Raw genomic sequence first — 19,095 nt, forward strand, 5'->3', positions numbered from 1 at the left:
AACCATAGAGCGCGCCCGCAAGGGCGCACCTTTTGATAGCAATGGTTCAGACGGCTGCTTTCAGCGCATCAGCCAAATCGGTACGTTCCCAGCTAAAGCCGCCATCAGCATCCGGCTCTCGGCCAAAATGGCCATAGGCCGCGGTGCGCTGGTAAATCGGCTTATTCAGCTGCAGGTGTTCACGAATGCCGCGCGGGGTAAGATCCATAACCTGACCGACCGCCTTTTCGATCACCGCATCTGCAATCTGACCGGTGCCATGCGTATCGGCATAAATCGACAGAGGTCTCGAGACACCAATCGCATAGCTCAGCTGGATCGTGCAACGCTCTGCCATGCCCGCAGCCACCACGTTCTTGGCCAGATAGCGCGCCGCGTAAGCTGCGGAGCGGTCTACCTTGGTCGGATCTTTCCCCGAAAATGCGCCGCCGCCGTGAGGGGCAGCACCGCCATAGGTATCCACAATGATCTTGCGTCCCGTCAGACCGGCATCGCCGTCTGGTCCGCCAATGACGAACTTGCCGGTGGGGTTCACGTGCCACTCGGTTTCGTTTGTCAGCCAGCCTTCGGGCAGGGTTTCACGAATATAGGGCTCAACAATCGCGCGGATATCATCTGAACTCAGCGCCTCGTCCAGATGCTGTGTCGACAACACGATCGAGCTGACGCTGACCGGTTTCCCGTCACGATACACCACCGAAAGCTGCGATTTCGCGTCGGGGCCAAGCGCGGGCTCAGTGCCGTTCTTGCGCACCTCGGCCAAACGACGCAGGATTGCATGAGAATACTGGATCGGTGCTGGCATCAGCGCAGGTGTCTCAGTGGTGGCATAGCCGAACATGATGCCCTGATCGCCAGCGCCTTCTTCTTTTTCGTCCGAGGCATCCACACCCTGCGCAATATGGGCGGATTGTTCATGCAGCAGGTTCGTCACCTCGACGGTTTCGTGGTGGAACTTGTCCTGCTCATACCCGATATCCTTGATACAGGCGCGCGCGATCTCATCAATGCGGCCCATGTAATCGTGCAGCTTTTCCTGATCAGACAGACCTACTTCTCCACCAATGACGACGCGGTCAGTGGTTGCAAAGGTTTCGCACGCCACGCGTGCTTCGGGTTCTTCTTTCAGAAATGCATCAAGTACAGCATCCGAGATTCGGTCGCAAACCTTATCCGGGTGCCCTTCGGATACGGACTCCGAAGTGAATGTGTAGTTCTGTCTGGACATGAAAGTGCTCCATTAAGATTTCCCCATCACGCCAGGAAGCCGTTGTGACGGGCTTTCGAGGGGATACGCGCAGTAAACCAAAGGGTCAATCGGTAATTAAGAATGATCCCGCCGCACGTTGCGCCAAAGCAGCGCGAACATAGCCGCCAGCAGGACAAATACGGGAACATCCCCGATCCGCGAGTATACAGTTGGGTCATGCGGTGCAGGCAGTTTTGCATCAATGAACCCTGCCTGCCCCAAAGGCAGCGCGTCCGTGATGCGCCCCAACGGGTCGATCATCGCCGACACGCCTGTATTGGCAGACCGCATCATGGGCAATCCTTGCTCAATCGCCCGCATCCGTGCCTGTGCAAGATGCTGATACGGGCCAGACCAAGTGCCGAACCAGGCATCATTGGTGACTTGCAGCAAAAAGTCCGCACGCCCCGGTGCGGACAAGATATCCTGTGTAAAAACAGCCTCGTAACAAATCAGCGGCAACGCCTTACCCAGTTTACCAGCATCTATCAAAGCCGCCCCGGGACCAGAGCTGAACCCATGCCCCGCTGTGGTCGCCATACCGTGAATCCCGAACTCTGCCATGAGGTTTCCCAACGGCACGTATTCTCCGAAGGGGGCAAGGTGGTGCTTGTCATACAGCCCGGCCTGCTGGCCGGTCTCATCCAAGTAGATCATCGAGTTGTAGATACGTGGCCCATCCCCCCGCTGAATTCCCAAAAACACAGGTGTTCCCTGTGCAGCATCAACAACTGCGTTGAGATAAGGTTGAGCGCTGCCCAACCATGCCGGGATCGACGTCTCAGGCCAGACGATCAGGTCAGGCCGTGGGGCCGCCGCAGTGAACTCGATCTGACGCGCGAAGAACACAGGCGCATAATCCGGATCCCATTTCTGATGCTGAGGTGCGTTAGGTTGAACAAGCCGTACGACATGATCAGTCTCTGTCACCTCTGGACGCGAACTGGCGTAAACCAGTGCAAAGCAAGCAGCGCCGACTGTAAAGCCCAGCGGCAGGACAAAACCGCCGCGCTGCGTCAACGCAGCACCCAAAGGCAGCGTCGCAAGCAGCGTCACTGCCCCCAAACCGTAAGGCCCAAACAACGACAAAACCTGCGCCATTGGCGAGCCAACCCATACCTGCGCCAGCCCTGCCCAAGGAAAACCGGTCAACACATAGCCACGGGCGCATTCTGTCAAGGACACCGCCAAGGCCAGAAAAACCGCCTGAGACACCATGCGCGCCCCCGGGCACCGTGCGATCCAAAAGGCAAGTGCCCAGAACAGGGCCAGCCCGCCCGCCATGAAGACCAACGCAAACGGTGCCATCCAGGCGTGCCGCTCGGCATCCACGAAGAAAGGCTCGGTGATCCAACTGAGCCCATGCGCGAAGTAGCCGGTTGCAAAAAACCAACCAATCCACGCCGCCTGACCGCGCGTTTCGGTCGACAGAAACAAAGGCGGCAGCAGCACCAGCGCAACTGATGTTGCAGCCCATATCCCGAAAGGTGCAAGACCAAACGCCGCCACAACGCCAAGCAAAGACGCCAGAACCAGTCTCAGCCAAAACGGCCAACCCTTGGCTGGGTTCATGCGGCACGGCCCGGCAACATGACCTTCAAACGTTTGATCCGGCGTGCGTCGGCATCAATCACTTCGAATTCCGGACCTTCGGGGTGCAGAACAACCTCGCCCCGCGCGGGCACGCGACCCGACAGCATGAAAACCAGCCCACCCAACGTGTCGATCTCTTCTTCATCCACGTCTTCGTGACTGGTAAGCGAGCGTCCGATTTCCGCTTCGAACTCTTCCAATGGAACACGCGCCTGCACGATATAGCAGCCGGGCTTTTCCTGAACCCAAAGCTGATCTTCATCCGCGTCATGCTCGTCAGCGATTTCACCCACGACCTGTTCAATGAGGTCTTCGATGGTCAGCAACCCGTCAACACCGCCATATTCATCGATCACCAGCGCCATGTGGCGACGCTCGGTCTGCATCTTGGTAAGCAGCACGCCAATCGGCATCGAGGGCGGAACAAACAGCAATGTCCGAAGCATTGACACCAGATCGAACTCGGTCGACCCGCCATTGAACCCGTGGGTAAGCGCAAAGTCCTTGAGATGCACGAAACCCAAAGGCGTATCCAACGTGCCCTCGTAAACCGGTATCCGGGATAGGCCGCTGTCACGGAACACCTGCGCCAGCTCGTCTTTCGTGATGGTCGAGGGGACAGAGATGATCTCAGCCGTGGGGATGGCCACGTCTTCGACCCGCATCCGTCGCAGATTGATCATGCCGCGCGGCTGCACCTTGTCGACATCTTGTCCGTTCGTCACCTGGACCTCATCCTCGCTCTGCGGCGAGAACGCATCCACTATTCTAGAGAAGATGCCAACTTTCTCTTTGCCAGCATCACCGCCGTTCGTAGGTTGCGCGCTCTGCGCCGCCATAGAACTGCCGTCTGTATCACCCATTGTCCTGTTCCAAAAAATCGGCCGTTGTGGCCCGTCTATATCCTATATGGGTCATCGACACCCATTTTGCCAAGTATAGCGACCTCAACCCTTTCCATCAAAGTGGCGTCGGGGTCACGAATATGATCGTAGCCCAATAAGTGTAACGTCCCGTGAACAATCAGATGCCTGACGTGATCATCCATCGGTTTTCCGGCGTTTTCCGCTTCTCGCGCGCATGTCTCATAAGCAATCGCGATATCCCCCAGCGCGATTTCCCCTGAGAAATCCGCTGCCGGAGATGTTGGAACCTGCCCCGGATCCTCTGCCGACAGATCCTCGGACGGCCAGCTGAGTACATTTGTCGGCACAGGCTTTTCCCGGAACTCTGCGTTCAGCTCAGCGATCCGTGCATCGTCACAGGCCAGCAGACTGATTTCGCATAGATCGCTGTCCAAGCCGCAATAATCCAGCACGGCCTGGATGGACTGCGTGGCCAAGGGTTCCAGCCCTTGCCAGCGCGCATCTTCAATGGTCAGTTCGAGGTTCATGTTACGACGCCCAAAGCATACAGCCCCGGACGTTTAACCCGCCTCGCGGCCTGAGTCGGCCTCATACGCTTCGATGATGGCGGCGACAAGCGGATGCCGCACCACGTCTTTAGAGGTGAAGTAATTGAAGCTGATATTGGGGATCGTTTTTAGCAGACGCTCGGCATCCGCAAGCCCAGACTGGACCCCACGCGGCAAATCCACCTGCGACCTGTCACCGGTTATCACCATCCGGCTGCCTTCGCCGAGACGCGTCAGGAACATCTTCATCTGCATGGTTGTCGCGTTCTGCGCCTCATCCAAAACCACGAACGCATTGGCCAATGTCCGCCCTCGCATAAATGCCAGCGGCGCGATTTCGATACGCTTTTCCTCGATCAATTTGGCCAGTTGCTTGCCGGGAAGAAAGTCGTTCAACGCATCATAAAGCGGCTGCATGTACGGATCGACCTTGTCCTTCATGTCACCCGGCAGATAGCCCAGCTTTTCACCAGCTTCGACCGCGGGACGGCTGAGGATGATCCGATCTACATGCCCGCCAATAAACATCGAAACACCTACGGCGACGGCCAGATACGTCTTGCCAGTCCCGGCCGGGCCAATGCCAAAGGCCAGTTCGTTGCTGAATAGCGATTGAACATACGCCTTTTGCGCATCCGTGCGTGGTTCAACCAGTTTTTTCCTTGTCTTTATCTCGACCGTGCCGCCTCTGAACATCTCAAGCTGATCACCGTCGCGGCTGCCGGTTCCTTGTTCCGATACGCCCATCCGAAGCTCACGGTCTACATCAGCGGCCTCTACATCGCGACCGCCTTCCAGACGGGTATAGAGCGCCTGCAAAACCTCGATCGCCTGTTTCTGAGCGTCTTCATCGCCCATGACGGCCAACTGATTGCCGCGACGCACAATCTGGACGGACAGCTTTTGCTCGATGTCGGTTAGATTGCGGTCATACTCACCGCACAAATCAATCAACAACCGGTTGTCAGGGAATTCAACAAACGCCTCGCGCGGGGGCATGTCATCTTGCGGTGGGGTAAGGGCACCGATGGCCAATCCGTTCTCCTGTCTTGGCGTTAATGCTCCAAGCGTAGACAACAATTCTCGGTGGGCGCAAGCCACAGTTTCATTTTTTAAGAAACGGATGGTAAAACCGCCGAAACCGGGTCCGTCTACAACAGTTGGCGGTCTCAGAACGTATAGTTCAATCCAAAGCGTAAACCGCAGTATTTAGGAGTTGATTTGGTCGAGAAGCCATTGCCGAATTCAACCTCACGCGAGTCGAACTGCACGTATTCAAACTCACCCGTGATGGACCAATTGTTATTCAGCCTGTGTTCTGCACCAATGCTCGCCGAGAAGCCATCGCGCGTGCCGCTGTCTGAAAAAGTTTGAATCGTCGGCCCCAATGCCAGACCGCTTGTGGTTGTCACGTCGCCCTGCACATAACCGACAGTAAGGAAATACAGAAGCTTGCCGCTTTTGTTCGTTAAACCGTTGCGAAAGCGCAACGAGATGATGTCCGAAACTTCGGACCCTCCAGAAACCGTAACAGAGCCAATATCTGTCGATGCGTCGTCTTCTATCTTGCCAAAATCGTATCCGATTTCAAATCCATAGACATAATCGCGCCCGCCGGTCACAGGTACACTGCCACGCCATCCCCCGCGGAGACCACCATAGCCGCCTTTCAAATCCAGCTCGCCTATCGCAAATACATCTGCAGGGGTACGAAGACCAAACTGATCCGTTCCAGTGGACGCGTAGCCCGCGCTCAGCCCAAGATAGAACGCGCTTACATCAGCATCCAGGCGTTTCGGACTGGCAACCGGCGGATCAGTCAGCCCAGTATTCAGGTTGCCTGCAAACGTCGCACCGGAAAGAAATGAAAGCACCAGCATGATCGGGGCTAAGAATCGCATGTTGGGTGCAAAGCAACGCGTCAGGGTTTCCACTCGTCTCCTCCATCGACCCAACAAACAGGTCAGCACAGTACGTAGCTTTGGGAACCAATGACCCGGTTCAAAAAACTAATCTTTCTGGGAACATAGTTGCCAGCCATAAATCAAGGGTTAATGACTGGAATAAATCCTGACTATGGCTTTCAAACAGCACTTGTTTTCAGCTTCAGATCAGTTTGCCAGCCAGCGAATTCGCACCTGAGTTTGTGATCCGTACGTCCCTTAGTTCGCCCACTGCAACATCGGCATCGGATACGTGAACCGAATGTAAATACTCGGATTTTCCGACCATTTGCCCAGCGAGACGGCCGGGTTTTTCGAAAAGCACGCTGACCTTGCGCCCAACCATTGCATCCTGAATTTCGCGCTGATGCTGCGTGATCAGAGCCTGCAAACGCTGTAGGCGATCATCCGCTACGTCGGGGTCCACCTGGGACCGCTCGGCTGCAGGTGTGCCCGGGCGGGTGGAGTACTTAAACGAGTAGGCATAGCCGTATTTGACCTCTTGCACGAGGTCCAAGGTCGCCTGAAAATCTTCTTCGGTTTCTTCAGGGAAGCCGACGATGAAATCGCCAGACATCACGATATCAGGACGTGCGGCGCGAATACGCTCGATCAGACGAAGGTAGCTTTCGGCTGTATGGCTGCGGTTCATGCGCTTTAGAATACGGTCTGATCCCGACTGCACCGGCAGGTGCAAATACGGCATCAGCTTGTTGCAGGTTCCGTGCGCTTCGATCAGGTCATCTGCCATGTCATTGGGGTGCGAGGTGGTAAAGCGGATACGTTCCAACCCATCAACCTTGTTCAATTCCCAGATCAATCCCGCAAGGGTCATATCACCGTTGGGTCCGGCCCCGTGATAGGCATTCACGTTCTGACCCAACAGAGTGATCTCGCGCACACCACGTTCAACCAGATCTTGCGCCTCACGAATGATGCGATCCGCTGGTCGGCTCACCTCGGCCCCGCGCGTATAGGGCACAACACAGAAGGCACAGAATTTGTCACAGCCTTCCTGAACAGTCAGGAACGCTGTCGGGCCGCGTTTTGCCTTTGGGCGGTTCTTGAGCTTTTCGAATTTGTCTTCCTCGGGGAAATCCGTGTCCAGCGCTTTGGCGCCAGTGCGCGTCTTCGCCTCCATCTCGGGTAGCCGATGGTAGCTTTGCGGCCCCACAACCAAATCGACCAAAGGCTGTCGGCGCATGATCTCTTCGCCCTCAGCCTGCGCAACACATCCTGCCACGCCGATCTTGAGGTCGGGCTTTTCCGCCTTCAACCCTTTGAACCGACCAAGCTCGGAATAGACCTTTTCAGCAGCTTTTTCCCGGATGTGGCAGGTGTTCAGCAGGATCATATCCGCGTCTTCCGGGCTTTTGGTTTCAACATAGCCCTGCCCGCCCAGCGTCTCGGACATACGTTCGCTGTCATAGACGTTCATCTGGCAACCATAGGTTTTGATGTACAGCTTTTTGGGTTCTGACATGGGTATGGCCTTTGCGTCCGCGGGATCGGCGTCATCTATACCCGACGAACGCCGCTTGCAATGCCAAGGCGGATACCCGATTTTGAACGCAGATTCCAGCCGAGTGGAACCGGACAGGCAATGCAATACTACTCATTCGACGTTTTCCTGAACTCAGGTAGATCAGCCCTTGCCGAAGGTCCTGTTGCGCTCATTTTTGCCGAGGACAACATCGAGGTCGACAGCACCCTCCGGCATCATCTGCATCTTGGCTTCAAGTCCGTGATTGCCTTCATGCCACAAGACTTTACGCTGGACCCCGCGCTTGTGGACCGTATCCACCGCGTCAACCTGACCTGTGTTCCCGGCGCGATCGTCTTCAACACCATCAACCGGATCATTCAGGCCGCTCCGAACATCTGGATGTACTACTGCTACAACGCCGAATACCTGTTCTTTCCGTTTTGTGAGACCCGCACGGTTGGCGAATTGCTGACCTTCCACGCCGAGGAACGCCGGGACGCGATGCTGACCCACGTAATCGACCTGTATGCCGATGACCTGAACAGTTTTCCAAATGGCGTGTCCCCGGAGCGCGCGATGTTGGACAGAACAGGATATTATGCCCACACGCGCCACGACGCAGAAGGGCACCCGGTCGAGCGGCAATTGGATATGTCGGGCGGTCTGCGCTGGCGATTCGAGGATCACATTCCGTATGAGCGCCGGCGGATTGACCGCATCGCTTTGTTCAAATCGCAAAATGGTCTGGAACTCCGCCCCGATCACACGTTCAACGAGCCGGAATACAACACCTACTCGTGCCCCTGGCACCACAATCTGACCGCAGCCGTATGTTCATTCCGCGCGGCCAAGGCACTGAAAAGCAACGCAGGCTCGACCTTCGATATCCCAAGCTTTTGCTGGCAAAACTCGGTGCCCTTTCAGTGGACGTCAGGCCAATTGCTTGATCTTGGACTCATTGAGCCGGGGCAATGGTTCTGAGGTCAACGCCTGAGCAGCACTGGGAACCAATCTTCACGCAGGCGCTGGCCGGGGGTCATGTCGTGTCCGGGAAACGGCGGCGAAGTCCGGCCCGGACGTTCGACATAGCGCGCGTCATCCCCGACCAAGCGCAGTGAAAACGCCCGGCGACGACTATCGGACCGGTTTCCGCGCGCGCCATGAAGCGTACGGTAATTGAACGCCACCGCGTCACCCGGCTCCATTTCGTACTCGACGACCGTCATCCCCTCGGCATCCGGGTCCGGGACGGGAATGTACTGACCCTCATCCGGAAAGAATCCCTCTTCCGACACCCAGCGGGTGGGCAAGACCTCTTTGTCCCACAGATGCGACCCAGCCACGCAACGCAGCGTGGCTTCTCGCACCGGGTCAAGTGGCGACCAAAAGCTGATCGTTTGCTGACCTTCGACAAAATAGTACGGCCCGTCCTGATGCCATGGGGTGGCCATCGACGTGCCGGGCTCTTTCACCAGTACATGATCGTGGAATACCTGCACGGTTCGCGATTGCATCAAGTCCGCCGCGACTTCGGCGGCCGGAGAGTTCTCGATGACGTTTCGAAATTGATCAATCCGAGACCAGTTGCAATAGTCATCGAAGAACAATCCTGTCTCGCCCTGTTTTCTGTTGTCCGACGCGTACGGGCCCGGATTCGTCATATTTTCGGCCACACCGTCTTTGAGGTCTTCAACATGATCAGAGAAAAGACCTTTGATCAGAACGACACCGTCGCGCTGATAGGTATCGATCATCTCTTGCGTGACCAATGGGTGCGTCATGCCTGTCTCCGTTCCGTAGGCCTGCGTGATCTGGGCATGAGACTGCCCCGGTGTTCAACCCATATCTTAAAGGAAACGCGTGGTACTGGGTATCTGACTACAGGCGCACGACTCCGCACCAAGCGGCTGGGTGTTTTCAACACTGGACCTCCGGAGGTGCCGACACCAATGCATCTTTCGTCTGCGCGCCACAGCAGTGTTCGTCGCAGATCAGACATGTTCCGAAACCGTTTTGACCGCCTAAGAAACGTTACGTTATTTTTTTCGCAGACGGATCACGACGTCGACCGAGGCGATTTCCACGCCGTCTGGCGCTTGGGGCAGGCGTTGAATCACTAGCTGATCTGACGGCGCATCGCTCAGGCGGCCCTCATCCTCCCAAAAGAAATGGGGGTGATCATGCGTGTTGGTATCAAAATAACTTTTGGATCCATCCACGGTGATTTCCTGCAACACACCGGCGTCGCAAAACGCGCGCAGCGTATTGTAGACAGTTGCCAGAGATACGGCATCGCCGTTTTTTTTAGCCGCTTCAAAAAGGCTTTCTGCCGTGACGTGGCGGTGAAGCCCGTCCCCAACCAGCAGCTCCGCCAGTGCAACGCGCTGACGCGTCGGACGCAACCCTGCGTCGACCAACCAGGTGGTGGCTATGTTCTGGCTCTGAGGTGTCATATATCCGATACCTATTCTTTGCTTGACTATATATAAGTGCTGTGGACGGGTAATTTCAAATGAAATTCAGTCGCAAAGAACCCTCGGAACAACTCATGGTACGGGCGACCGCTCTTGCAGGACCTTGCAAACGGGTGCTAGACGAGGCCAGATAACACAAACAGACCCCTGGCAGGAGAGGCGGCATAATGGCCCAATTCCCGAGCAGCTTTGACAAGGACGATCTGCTGAAATGCGCCCGTGGCGAGTTATTCGGCCCTGGTAATGCGCAGTTGCCTGCCCCGCCAATGCTGATGATGGATCGTATTACCGAGATTTCCGGCGATGGTGGTGCGCATGGCAAGGGTCACGTGATTGCCGAATTCGACATAACTCCGGATCTTTGGTTCTTTGACTGTCATTTTCCCGGCAACCCGATCATGCCGGGCTGTCTGGGCCTGGATGGATTGTGGCAACTGACCGGCTTCAACCTTGGGTGGCGCGGCTGGCAAGGGCGCGGCTATGCGCTGGGTGTGGGTGAGGTCAAGCTGACCGGCATGGTCCGCCCGGATCGCAAGATGCTGAAGTATTTTGTCGATTTCACGAAGGCCGTTCAAACCCGACGCCTGACCATGGGTGTGGCTGACGGCCGGGTCGAAGCGGATGGCGAAGTCATCTATCAGGTCAAGGATATGAAAGTTGCATTGTCTGAGAGCTGACCCCAGCTTTCGTCAATGAAAAAGGGAACGGAACACAGGAGTACGCATATGCGTCGCGTCGTCGTCACCGGTATGGGGATCGTCTCCTCGATCGGGAACAATGTCGAAGAGGTCCTCGCCTCGCTCAAATCAGGCAAATCCGGCATTGAGGCCAACGAGCAGATGGTCGAACATGGCTTTCGTAGCCAGATCGCCGGATCTTTGAAAATTGACGTGGCTGAGCACGTGGACAAACGCACCTTGCGGTTCATGGGTCCTGGCGCAGCCTACTCGCATATCGCCATGACCCAGGCCATAGCGGATTCCGGCTTGACCGAAGAACAGGTGCAAAGCCCGCGCACGGGTGTTGTGGCAGGCTCAGGTGGCCCGTCGACGAGCGCGTTGCTAACGGCACATCAGACCGTGATGAAAACCGGTGCCACCAAGCGGATCGGACCGTTTGCTGTTCCGAAATGCATGTCCTCGACGATCTCGGCCAACCTGGCGACGGCCTTCAAGATCAAAGGCCTCAATTACTCGATCACCTCGGCCTGCTCGACCTCGCTGCATTGCATCGGCAACGCAGCCGAGCAGATCATGATGGGCAAGCAGGATATAGTATTCGCCGGCGGCGGAGAGGAGCTGGACTGGACGCTCTCCTGCCTGTTTGACGCCATGGGCGCTATGTCGTCGAAATACAATGACACCCCAGAGAAAGCCTCGCGGACTTTCGACGCGAACCGCGACGGTTTTGTAATCTCCGGCGGCGGCGGCATCGTGGTGCTGGAAGATCTGGAACACGCACTGGCTCGCGGCGCAAAGATTTATGCCGAAGTGACCGGCTTTGCGGCCACGTCGGACGGGCATGACATGGTTGCCCCCTCGGGTGAAGGTGGTGAGCGCGCGATGCGCTTGGCGATGGCCTCCTTGCCGGAAGGCCGCAAGATCAACTACATCAACGCCCACGGCACCTCGACCCCGGTCGGCGATGTGGGTGAGGTCGAAGCAGTCCGCCGCATCTTTGGTGAGGGCAATGTGCCTCCGATTTCATCGACCAAGTCGTTGACGGGCCACGCACAGGGCGCAGCCGGCGCGCTTGAAGCGGTTTTCTGCCTCTTGATGCTTGAGCATGACTTTATTGCGCCATCGATTAACGTAGAAACACTTGCCGAAGGCATCCAGCCCGGTGAAATTGCCACTCAAGTGGTTGAAAACGCAGGTTTGGACAGCGTGATGACCAATAGCTTTGGCTTTGGCGGAACAAATGGGTCCATGGTCTTGTCAAAGTATAGCGGGTAACAATGATGTCGGATCTTTTAAAGGGCAAGCGTGGCCTGATCATGGGCGTGGCAAATGACCGGTCAATTGCGTGGGGCATTGCCAAAGCCATGCACGAAGCGGGCGCAGAGCTTGCATTCACCTATCAGGGTGAGGCTTTCGGCAAACGTCTGGAGCCATTGGCCGCAAGCATCGGCAGCGACTTCATGGTGGATACGGATGTCACCGATGATGCCTCGCTGGATCGCGCCTTTAGCGAATTGGCCGCACGCTGGCCAACCATTGACTTTCTGGTCCACGCTATCGCCTTTTCGGACAAGTCCGAATTGACGGGTCGGTTTCTGAACACCTCGCGTGCGAATTTCAAGAACTCGATGGATATCTCGGTTTACTCATTCATCGAGGTTGCCCGCCGGGCGCATCCGATGATGAAAGAAAATGGCGGCTCCCTGATCACATTGACCTATCAAGGCTCGAACCGTGTGGTTCCGAGTTACAACGTGATGGGCGTGGCCAAGGCCGCATTGGAATCGGCAACACGCTATCTGGCCAACGATCTGGGCCCCGACGGTATCCGCGTGAACGCAGTCTCACCCGGGCCGATGAAGACACTTGCCGGGGCCGCCATCGGCGGCGCGCGCAAAACCTACAAGTTTTGTGACCAGAATGCGCCCATGCGGTCCAATGCAACGCTAGAGGCCGTTGGCGGCACCGCGGTGTATCTGGCCTCTGACGCCGGGATATGCACAACGGGTGAAATCATTCGCGTCGACGGAGGTTTCCACGTTCTGGGTATGCCACAACCCGATCATATGTGACCTGAACTTTCCCTGTCCTTGCCAAGATTTAACCATCTTTCGTCGGCAAGGATAACGGCATGAGCAAAGCAGACCAAATCATCGCAAACACCTCAAAGGTGTCCCGGCGCAAATCGGGGTTCTTGGGCCGTCGCGGACGTATCGCGTTGCTGGCCCTCACCACATTGCTGGTGCTTTTCGTGTTTCTCACGCAGCCCAATACACGCGAAGCCCTTGCAAACTGGACCAGCCTGATTTCAGGCTGATCCTCAAACACCGACCCAAGCCACCTAGTTGATCGATACGACTTCGATATCGAAAATCAGATCCTGCCCTGCCAGCGGATGGTTGGCATCAAGGGTAACGGTCGCGTCGTCCACATCCACAACCGTCACAGGCAGGGCTTGCCCATCAGGCGCTTGCATCTGCAACTGCGTACCGAGGTCCAAAGGGATGTCATCCGGGATACCTTCACGTGGGATCTGCTGCCGCATCGCGGGATTGATCGGCCCGTAAGCATCGACACAAGCGATCTCAACGCGCTTTTTCTCGCCTGCCGTCAAGCCAGGCATAGCCGTATCCAGTCCCGGAATGATCTGGCCTGACCCGACCACGAACTCCAACGGATCACGTCCTTCGGAACTGTCGAAGACGTTACCGTCCAGCAGTGTCCCTTTGTAGTGGATGCGAACTGTGTCGCCTTGCTTGATCTCGGTCATGGGTGGCCTCCGGCCTTTGGAAAATTGAACGGCACAGCCTAGGGTCTGTCACGGCATTGTAAACCCTTCCCCCTTTTGCGCCCTGAACACTTGTGACACCCTGCGTCAGACCAAGGGAGAAGATTTGATGCCTATCACCACCTGCGTATTCGACGCCTATGGTACGCTGTTCGACGTAGCCGCCGCCGCGCGACAGGCTGCAGCCGAACCCGGATTCGAGAAACTACAGCAGAAATGGCCCGAGTTGGCCAACCACTGGCGGCTAAAGCAACTTCAGTATACGTGGCTGCGCGCAATCACGGGTGCCCATGCCGATTTCTGGGACGTCACACAAGATGGGCTGGATTGGGCGCTTGAGGCCTCAGGGCTGGACGGAGACGCGGCCTTGCGGCAGCGTCTGCTGGACCTGTACTGGCAATTGCAGGCCTACCCAGAAGTTCCCCAGATGCTGGCCGATCTGAAAGCCGGAGGGTTGCAAACCGCGATCCTGTCGAACGGCTCATTGCCGATGTTGGACGGCGCGGTGCAGTCGGCTGGTATTGGTGACGTACTGGACGACGTACTTTCGGTCGAAAGCGTCGGCGTCTTCAAACCGCATTCCAGTGTCTACGATCTGGTGCAGAAACGCTTTGGCGGCGAACGCGATGACGTTTTGTTCGTCAGTTCAAACGGCTGGGATGCGGCAGGCGCCAGCGGGTACGGGTTCGTCACGGCATGGGTAAACAGAGCCAATGAGCCAATAGACCGCTTGCCTTGGAAACCAGCGCATGTACTGTACGACCTCACGACGATCTCTCAACTCGCTGGGCTTTAATGGCTTTTTTCACCACCTCCGATGACAGACGCCTGTTTTATTCGGATACCGGCGCAGGAACCCCGCTGCTGTGTCTTGCCGGGTTGACCCGTTGCAGCCGGGATTTCTCGTTTCTCGCACCGCATGTCACTGACCTGCGAATGATCACAATGGACTACCGGGGGCGAGGTCAATCGGACCGCGATCCGGATTTCATGAACTACAACATCTTTCGCGAATCTCATGACGTAATCGAGTTGTTGGATCATTTGGGCGTTGAGCGCGTGGTTGTTCTTGGCACCTCGCGCGGCGGTTTGATCGCCATGGCGCTGGCGGCCAGCCACCCCGAGCGTCTTTCGGCTGTGATTCTCAACGACGTAGGCCCGGTGATCGAACCCGTCGGCATCGCCAAGATCATGGACTATGTTGGCAAACAACCCGCCTCAAGCACCTATGATGAAGCCGCGAAGGCGCTACAGCATGGAATGGCGCAGCATTTCCCCGGTGTGTCGCTGGAACGTTGGCGGCAGCAGGCTGAAATACAGTACGAACAGACCGAAACGGGGTTGGTCCTGCGCTATGACCCAGCGTTACGGACTGCGCTTCTGGATCAGGCAGCGGCAGGTGCTATGCCCGATATGTGGATGTTCTTTGACGCACTGCGCGACATCCCGACCGGAGTTATTCGTGGTGCGAACTCAGACGTCTTGGGCAAGAACACGCTTGATGAAATGCACAGACGCCATCCCGGTCTCATATCTGCCGACATACCGGATCGCGGCCATGTGCCGTTTCTGGACGAACCGCAGTCTCTGGACCTTATCCGTAAGGTAATTGGCAAACTATGACGACATTGCAGATGATCGAAGCCGCCGCCGGGCGGTTACAGGGCCACATTCGGGAAACGCCTATGCTGACCTCGCCTTTTCTGGATGAGCTGGCCGGGCGGCGAGTCTTGGTCAAGCCTGAATGCTTGCAGCATACCGGCAGTTTCAAATTCCGTGGCGCTTGGTCGGCGATTTCCGCGCTCAGCGATGCGGAACGGCAGCGCGGTGTGATCGCGTATTCCTCGGGCAACCACGCACAGGGGGTCGCCCATGCGGCGGCTTTGCACGGGATATCGTCGGTGATCGTCATGCCCTCGGACGCGCCACGGCTGAAGATCGACAACACCCGTGCGCTGGGTGGTGAGGTTGTTTTGTACGATCGATCAAACGAGAGCCGCGAAGAGATTGGCGAGGCACTGGCGACTGAACGTGGCCTAACGCTGATCCGCCCCTATGATGAGCCTCAGGTGATTGCCGGTCAGGGCACAACCGGGCTGGAAATCGCCAGGCAAGCGGCAGCCATGGGCGTGGAACAGGCCGATGTTCTGGTGTGTTGCGGTGGTGGCGGCCTGACATCAGGGATCGCGCTGGCACTTGAAGGCCACGCACCCGGCCTACGCACCCGCCCGTGTGAGCCTGAGGGCTTTGATGATGTCAAACGATCCTTGGTCACGGGGCAGATACAAGGCAACACCGCGACTGCGGGCAATATCTGCGACGCGATCCTGACGCCGCAGCCCGGAAGCATCACCTTTCCGATCATGCACCGCCTGTGCGGTCCGGGTCTGACGATCACCGAGAAAGAAGCGATGCATGCAATGGCATTGGCGTTTCTGCGTTTGAAAATCGTGCTGGAACCCGGAGGCGCCGCATCGCTGGCTTCGGCACTGTTTCGAAAGGATGAGATCGAAGGTGACTCGGTGGTTGTCGTAGCGTCAGGGGGCAATGCAGACCCCGAAGTCTTTGGCAAAGCACTGAAATTCTTGACCTGACACAGGCCAATAGTCCAGTCTCTTTGCTACATCAACGTATGACGATAGGGGATTAAGTCATGCAAATCTTGGATACAGGAGAGGTGCGCCTACACTATCGGGTCGATGGTGATCCGAGCGGCGCGCCCATCGTTTTTGCCAACTCACTAGGTACCGATTTGCGTCTTTGGGACGCGGTGCTGCCTCATCTTCCTGCAGGTTTGCGCGTCATCCGTTTTGACAAGCGCGGGCATGGCTTGTCGTCACAACCGCCGGCCCCTTATTCCATGGGTGCGCTGGTCCGCGACGCCGAAACCCTGCTGGATCATCTGGAAGTTCGGGATTGTGTTTTTGTCGGCCTTTCCATCGGTGGTTTGATCGCGCAGGGTCTGGCGGTAAAACGTCTGGACCAGGTGCGTGCTTTGGTCCTGTCGAACACCGCCGCCAAAATTGGTACGCCCTCGATCTGGCAAGAGCGGATGGATGCAGTCCGTCAAAGTGGGGTCGAGGCACTGGCCGATGCAACGATGGAGCGGTGGTTTTCCAGATCATTCCGCGCTTCGCCGGATCACCTGCTGTGGCGCAACATGATGGTGCGGCAGCCAGTAGACGGCTATCTTGGATGTTGCGCCGCAATTTCTGGCACCGATTTCTACACGCCCACCAGCGGCCTGCGCCTTCCCACACTGGGGATAGCGGGCAGTGAGGACGGATCGACTCCGCCCGACCTCGTGCGCGAAACGATCGATCTGATCCCGGGTTCCAAGTTCGAGCTGATGCGCCGGGCGGGTCACTTGCCCTGTGTTGAACAACCGGTGGAATACGCGGCGCTGCTGCGCAGTTTCCTGACCGACATCGGACATATTTGAAGGAGCACGATTGTGGCAGATTTTCTGTTGGTCCATGGATCTTGTCATGGCGCCTGGTGCTGGCGTGATCTGATTCCGGCATTAACCGCACTTGGGCATACTGTTCGCGCCATAGACTTGCCAAGCCACGGCTCGGACCCGACACCGATTGCAGATGTCACGTTGGACAGTTGCCGCGACGCGGTGTTGTCGGCATCTGCGCCGGAGACAATTGTCGTTGGGCATTCCTGGGGTGGTTATCCTGTCAGCGCCGCTGCTGAGGCCGACCCCAAAGCCATGCGCGCGCTGATCTATCTGTGCGCCTATGTCCCGCAAAACGGGCTTTCCATGATCGAGATGCGCCGGAGATCTCCGCGCCAGCTCATCACCGACGCGATTGAAAAGTCAACCGACGGTCAGTCGTACACTGTCAAACCGGGCGCTGTGCGCGATATCTTCTACCATGACTGTCCGCCCGAAACGGTGCCCTATGCCCTTGCACGCCTGTGTCCGCAGGCCATCGCGCCGCAAGATACGCCTTTGTCTTTGACCAACAAGTTTACGCATGTTCCCAAGGCCTATATCCGCGCCACGGATGACCGTACGATCCCACCGGAATACGAAGAGCAGATGAGCCACATCGCACCCGAAGGATTACGAAGGGCGATTGACAGCGCACATTCCCCGTTTTTCTCGCACCCCCGTCATCTGGCAGAAGTCCTGAATGATCTGGAAAAAAGACTACCTGCGGCATAGCCAAGCGGCGCAAGTGCTTCACAGGTGAACAAGGCGTGATAGGGTCACGGTGAAACTCACGAGCGGTCACCATGCGTTTGCCCTTTCTCTTCGTTCTCGGCACGGTCATGATTGATGCCATGGGCATCGGTTTGGTGTTGCCGATCATGCCCGAACTGATTGTCGAGGTTCAGGGCGGCACACTGGCCGATGCGGCGATTTGGGGCGGTGTTCTTAGCACGGCTTTTGCCGCGATGCAGTTTGTGTTCGGGCCAATCCTCGGCAATCTGTCTGATGCTTATGGACGACGCACGATTCTATTGGTTTCGCTGTTTGTTATGTCCCTTGATTATGTGGTGATGGCTCTGGCTGGCAGCATATGGCTGTTACTGGCCGGGCGAATCGTCGGCGGAATCACGGCCGCCACCCATGCCACTGCGGCCGCCTTCATGGCAGACGTCTCAAAGCCCCATGAAAAGGCCGCTAACTTTGGCCTCTTGGGCGCGGCGTTCGGTGTTGGTTTCGTGCTGGGCCCCGTGATCGGAGGAGGGCTGAGCGAGTACGGCACCCGCGCGCCGTTCTGGGCGGCTGCCGTCTTGTCAGCTCTGTCTTTTCTACTCGGCTTGATGGTGATGCCGGAAACGGTGACCGACAAAACACGCCGTGCATTCAGCTTGCGACGCGCCAATCCCGTGAACTCTTTGCGCGCAATCGCAGCGCTGCCAGGCATCCGTCCGATGCTGTGGGTTTATTTCCTCTATTCGGTTTCTATCTACGTCTATCCTGCAATCTGGGCCTATTTCACGACTGAACGATTCGGCTGGTCACCCCAGATGATCGGCCTGTCGCTGGGCATCTACGGAATTGGCATGGCCGCTGTACAAGGTGGCCTGATCCGCCCCGCAACGCGGCATCTGGGCGAGCGTGTCACAATCATCTACGGTATGGTGTTCGAGATCGTCAGCTTTGTGCTACTGGCCTTTCTGACCAACGGGTTCATCGCGCTTTTGCTGATCCCCATCACTGCGATCGGCGCTGTCGTCACCCCTGCCCTACAGGCGCTGACGTCCCGGGCGACTCCGGACTCCCAGCAAGGAGAGTTGCAGGGTGTGCTCACCTCACTGCATGCTCTGTCGATGGTAATCTCCCCGCTGGTGATGACGACCGTGTTTGCGCAATTCATAAGACCGGACGCGACATTCTACCTGCCCGGCGCGCCTTTCCTACTTGCCATGTTGCTGATGTGTGCGGGATTCGCGATGTTTTTGCGCGCACGCCCTGCCGTGGCGTAACAACGACGCATTGATGACGG

General features: G+C 57.1%; 21 protein-coding genes and 1 riboswitch. Of the genes, 11 read left to right on the plus strand and 10 right to left on the minus strand.

Going from position 1 to position 19,095, the window contains the following annotated elements:
- Positions 1–46 precede the first annotated feature (46 nt).
- The 7 genes from metK to miaB form a co-directional block, all read right to left on the minus strand.
- Complete coding sequence (metK, locus tag AVO44_RS13350; protein ID WP_068337762.1) at positions 47–1,228, minus strand: methionine adenosyltransferase; 1,182 nt, start codon at positions 1,226–1,228, stop codon at positions 47–49.
- A 5-nt stretch (positions 1,229–1,233) separates the two neighbouring features.
- Positions 1,234–1,282: riboswitch (SAM-SAH riboswitch) on the minus strand.
- A gap of 42 nt (positions 1,283–1,324) precedes the next feature.
- Positions 1,325–2,821, minus strand: coding sequence for an apolipoprotein N-acyltransferase (gene lnt, locus AVO44_RS13355; RefSeq protein ID WP_068337764.1), 1,497 nt, complete (start codon positions 2,819–2,821; stop codon positions 1,325–1,327).
- Positions 2,818–3,705, minus strand: coding sequence for a hemolysin family protein (locus AVO44_RS13360; protein ID WP_068337765.1), 888 nt, complete (start codon positions 3,703–3,705; stop codon positions 2,818–2,820). The genes lnt and AVO44_RS13360 overlap by 4 nt, the downstream gene beginning before the upstream one ends.
- Positions 3,706–3,740: 35 nt before the next feature.
- Complete coding sequence (gene ybeY / locus AVO44_RS13365; RefSeq protein WP_068337766.1) at positions 3,741–4,235, minus strand: rRNA maturation RNase YbeY; 495 nt, start codon at positions 4,233–4,235, stop codon at positions 3,741–3,743.
- A 33-nt stretch (positions 4,236–4,268) separates the two neighbouring features.
- On the minus strand, positions 4,269–5,291 hold the full coding sequence (locus tag AVO44_RS13370; RefSeq protein WP_068337767.1) for a PhoH family protein: 1,023 nt from the start codon (positions 5,289–5,291) through the stop codon (positions 4,269–4,271).
- Positions 5,292–5,425: 134 nt separating this feature from the next.
- A complete protein-coding gene (locus AVO44_RS13375; RefSeq protein ID WP_233421988.1) occupies positions 5,426–6,190 on the minus strand; it encodes an outer membrane protein in 765 nt (254 codons plus the stop codon).
- 172 nt (positions 6,191–6,362) lie between these two features.
- Positions 6,363–7,682 (minus strand): tRNA (N6-isopentenyl adenosine(37)-C2)-methylthiotransferase MiaB, encoded by a 1,320-nt coding sequence (miaB, locus tag AVO44_RS13380; RefSeq protein ID WP_068337896.1) that lies wholly within the window; start codon positions 7,680–7,682, stop codon positions 6,363–6,365.
- Between the two features lie 120 nt (positions 7,683–7,802).
- On the opposite strand from miaB, the gene AVO44_RS13385 reads away from it, so the two are divergent.
- Complete coding sequence (locus AVO44_RS13385; protein WP_068337768.1) at positions 7,803–8,666, plus strand: hypothetical protein; 864 nt, start codon at positions 7,803–7,805, stop codon at positions 8,664–8,666.
- A gap of 2 nt (positions 8,667–8,668) precedes the next feature.
- Here the strand turns inward: AVO44_RS13385 and AVO44_RS13390 are convergent, their stop codons facing one another.
- Positions 8,669–9,466 (minus strand): phytanoyl-CoA dioxygenase family protein, encoded by a 798-nt coding sequence (locus AVO44_RS13390; RefSeq protein WP_068337769.1) that lies wholly within the window; start codon positions 9,464–9,466, stop codon positions 8,669–8,671.
- Positions 9,467–9,721: 255 nt separating this feature from the next.
- The gene (gene irrA / locus AVO44_RS13395) at positions 9,722–10,138 is read right to left on the minus strand and encodes an iron response transcriptional regulator IrrA (RefSeq protein ID WP_068337773.1); all 417 of its coding nucleotides are present in this window, start codon (positions 10,136–10,138) and stop codon (positions 9,722–9,724) included.
- 188 nt (positions 10,139–10,326) lie between these two features.
- Between irrA and fabA the strand changes: the two genes are divergently transcribed.
- Genes fabA through AVO44_RS13415 form a run of 4 tightly spaced genes read left to right on the plus strand, consistent with a single transcriptional unit; the run spans position 10,327 to position 13,156 of the window.
- On the plus strand, positions 10,327–10,836 hold the full coding sequence (gene fabA / locus AVO44_RS13400; protein ID WP_068337774.1) for a bifunctional 3-hydroxydecanoyl-ACP dehydratase/trans-2-decenoyl-ACP isomerase: 510 nt from the start codon (positions 10,327–10,329) through the stop codon (positions 10,834–10,836).
- Positions 10,837–10,884: 48 nt separating this feature from the next.
- A complete protein-coding gene (gene fabB / locus AVO44_RS13405) occupies positions 10,885–12,114 on the plus strand; it encodes a beta-ketoacyl-ACP synthase I (RefSeq protein ID WP_068337775.1) in 1,230 nt (409 codons plus the stop codon).
- A gap of 5 nt (positions 12,115–12,119) precedes the next feature.
- On the plus strand, positions 12,120–12,911 hold the full coding sequence (locus tag AVO44_RS13410) for an enoyl-ACP reductase FabI (protein ID WP_068337898.1): 792 nt from the start codon (positions 12,120–12,122) through the stop codon (positions 12,909–12,911).
- A gap of 59 nt (positions 12,912–12,970) precedes the next feature.
- A complete protein-coding gene (locus AVO44_RS13415; protein WP_068337776.1) occupies positions 12,971–13,156 on the plus strand; it encodes a hypothetical protein in 186 nt (61 codons plus the stop codon).
- A gap of 24 nt (positions 13,157–13,180) precedes the next feature.
- Here AVO44_RS13415 and AVO44_RS13420 read toward each other — a convergent pair whose 3' ends face one another.
- Complete coding sequence (locus tag AVO44_RS13420; RefSeq protein WP_068337777.1) at positions 13,181–13,609, minus strand: FKBP-type peptidyl-prolyl cis-trans isomerase; 429 nt, start codon at positions 13,607–13,609, stop codon at positions 13,181–13,183.
- Positions 13,610–13,736: 127 nt separating this feature from the next.
- Here AVO44_RS13420 and AVO44_RS13425 point away from each other — a divergent pair, with 127 nt between their 5' ends.
- The 6 genes from AVO44_RS13425 (at position 13,737) to AVO44_RS13450 (ending at position 19,075) form a co-directional block, all read left to right on the plus strand.
- Positions 13,737–14,423, plus strand: coding sequence for a haloacid dehalogenase type II (locus tag AVO44_RS13425; RefSeq protein WP_068337778.1), 687 nt, complete (start codon positions 13,737–13,739; stop codon positions 14,421–14,423).
- The gene (locus tag AVO44_RS13430) at positions 14,423–15,250 is read left to right on the plus strand and encodes an alpha/beta fold hydrolase (protein WP_068337780.1); all 828 of its coding nucleotides are present in this window, start codon (positions 14,423–14,425) and stop codon (positions 15,248–15,250) included. The genes AVO44_RS13425 and AVO44_RS13430 overlap by 1 nt, the downstream gene beginning before the upstream one ends.
- A complete protein-coding gene (locus tag AVO44_RS13435) occupies positions 15,247–16,221 on the plus strand; it encodes a threonine ammonia-lyase (protein WP_068337781.1) in 975 nt (324 codons plus the stop codon). Before AVO44_RS13430 ends, AVO44_RS13435 begins: the two co-directional genes overlap by 4 nt.
- A gap of 59 nt (positions 16,222–16,280) precedes the next feature.
- Complete coding sequence (pcaD, locus tag AVO44_RS13440) at positions 16,281–17,069, plus strand: 3-oxoadipate enol-lactonase (protein ID WP_068337783.1); 789 nt, start codon at positions 16,281–16,283, stop codon at positions 17,067–17,069.
- A gap of 12 nt (positions 17,070–17,081) precedes the next feature.
- Positions 17,082–17,804: an alpha/beta fold hydrolase gene (locus tag AVO44_RS13445; protein WP_068337785.1), complete on the plus strand. Its 723-nt coding sequence runs from the start codon at positions 17,082–17,084 to the stop codon at positions 17,802–17,804.
- A 71-nt stretch (positions 17,805–17,875) separates the two neighbouring features.
- The gene (locus AVO44_RS13450) at positions 17,876–19,075 is read left to right on the plus strand and encodes a TCR/Tet family MFS transporter (protein ID WP_068337787.1); all 1,200 of its coding nucleotides are present in this window, start codon (positions 17,876–17,878) and stop codon (positions 19,073–19,075) included.
- Positions 19,076–19,095 lie beyond the last annotated feature (20 nt).

This window comes from Ruegeria profundi, assembly GCF_001507545.1.
Classification (GTDB): Bacteria; Pseudomonadota; Alphaproteobacteria; order Rhodobacterales; family Rhodobacteraceae; genus Ruegeria; species Ruegeria profundi.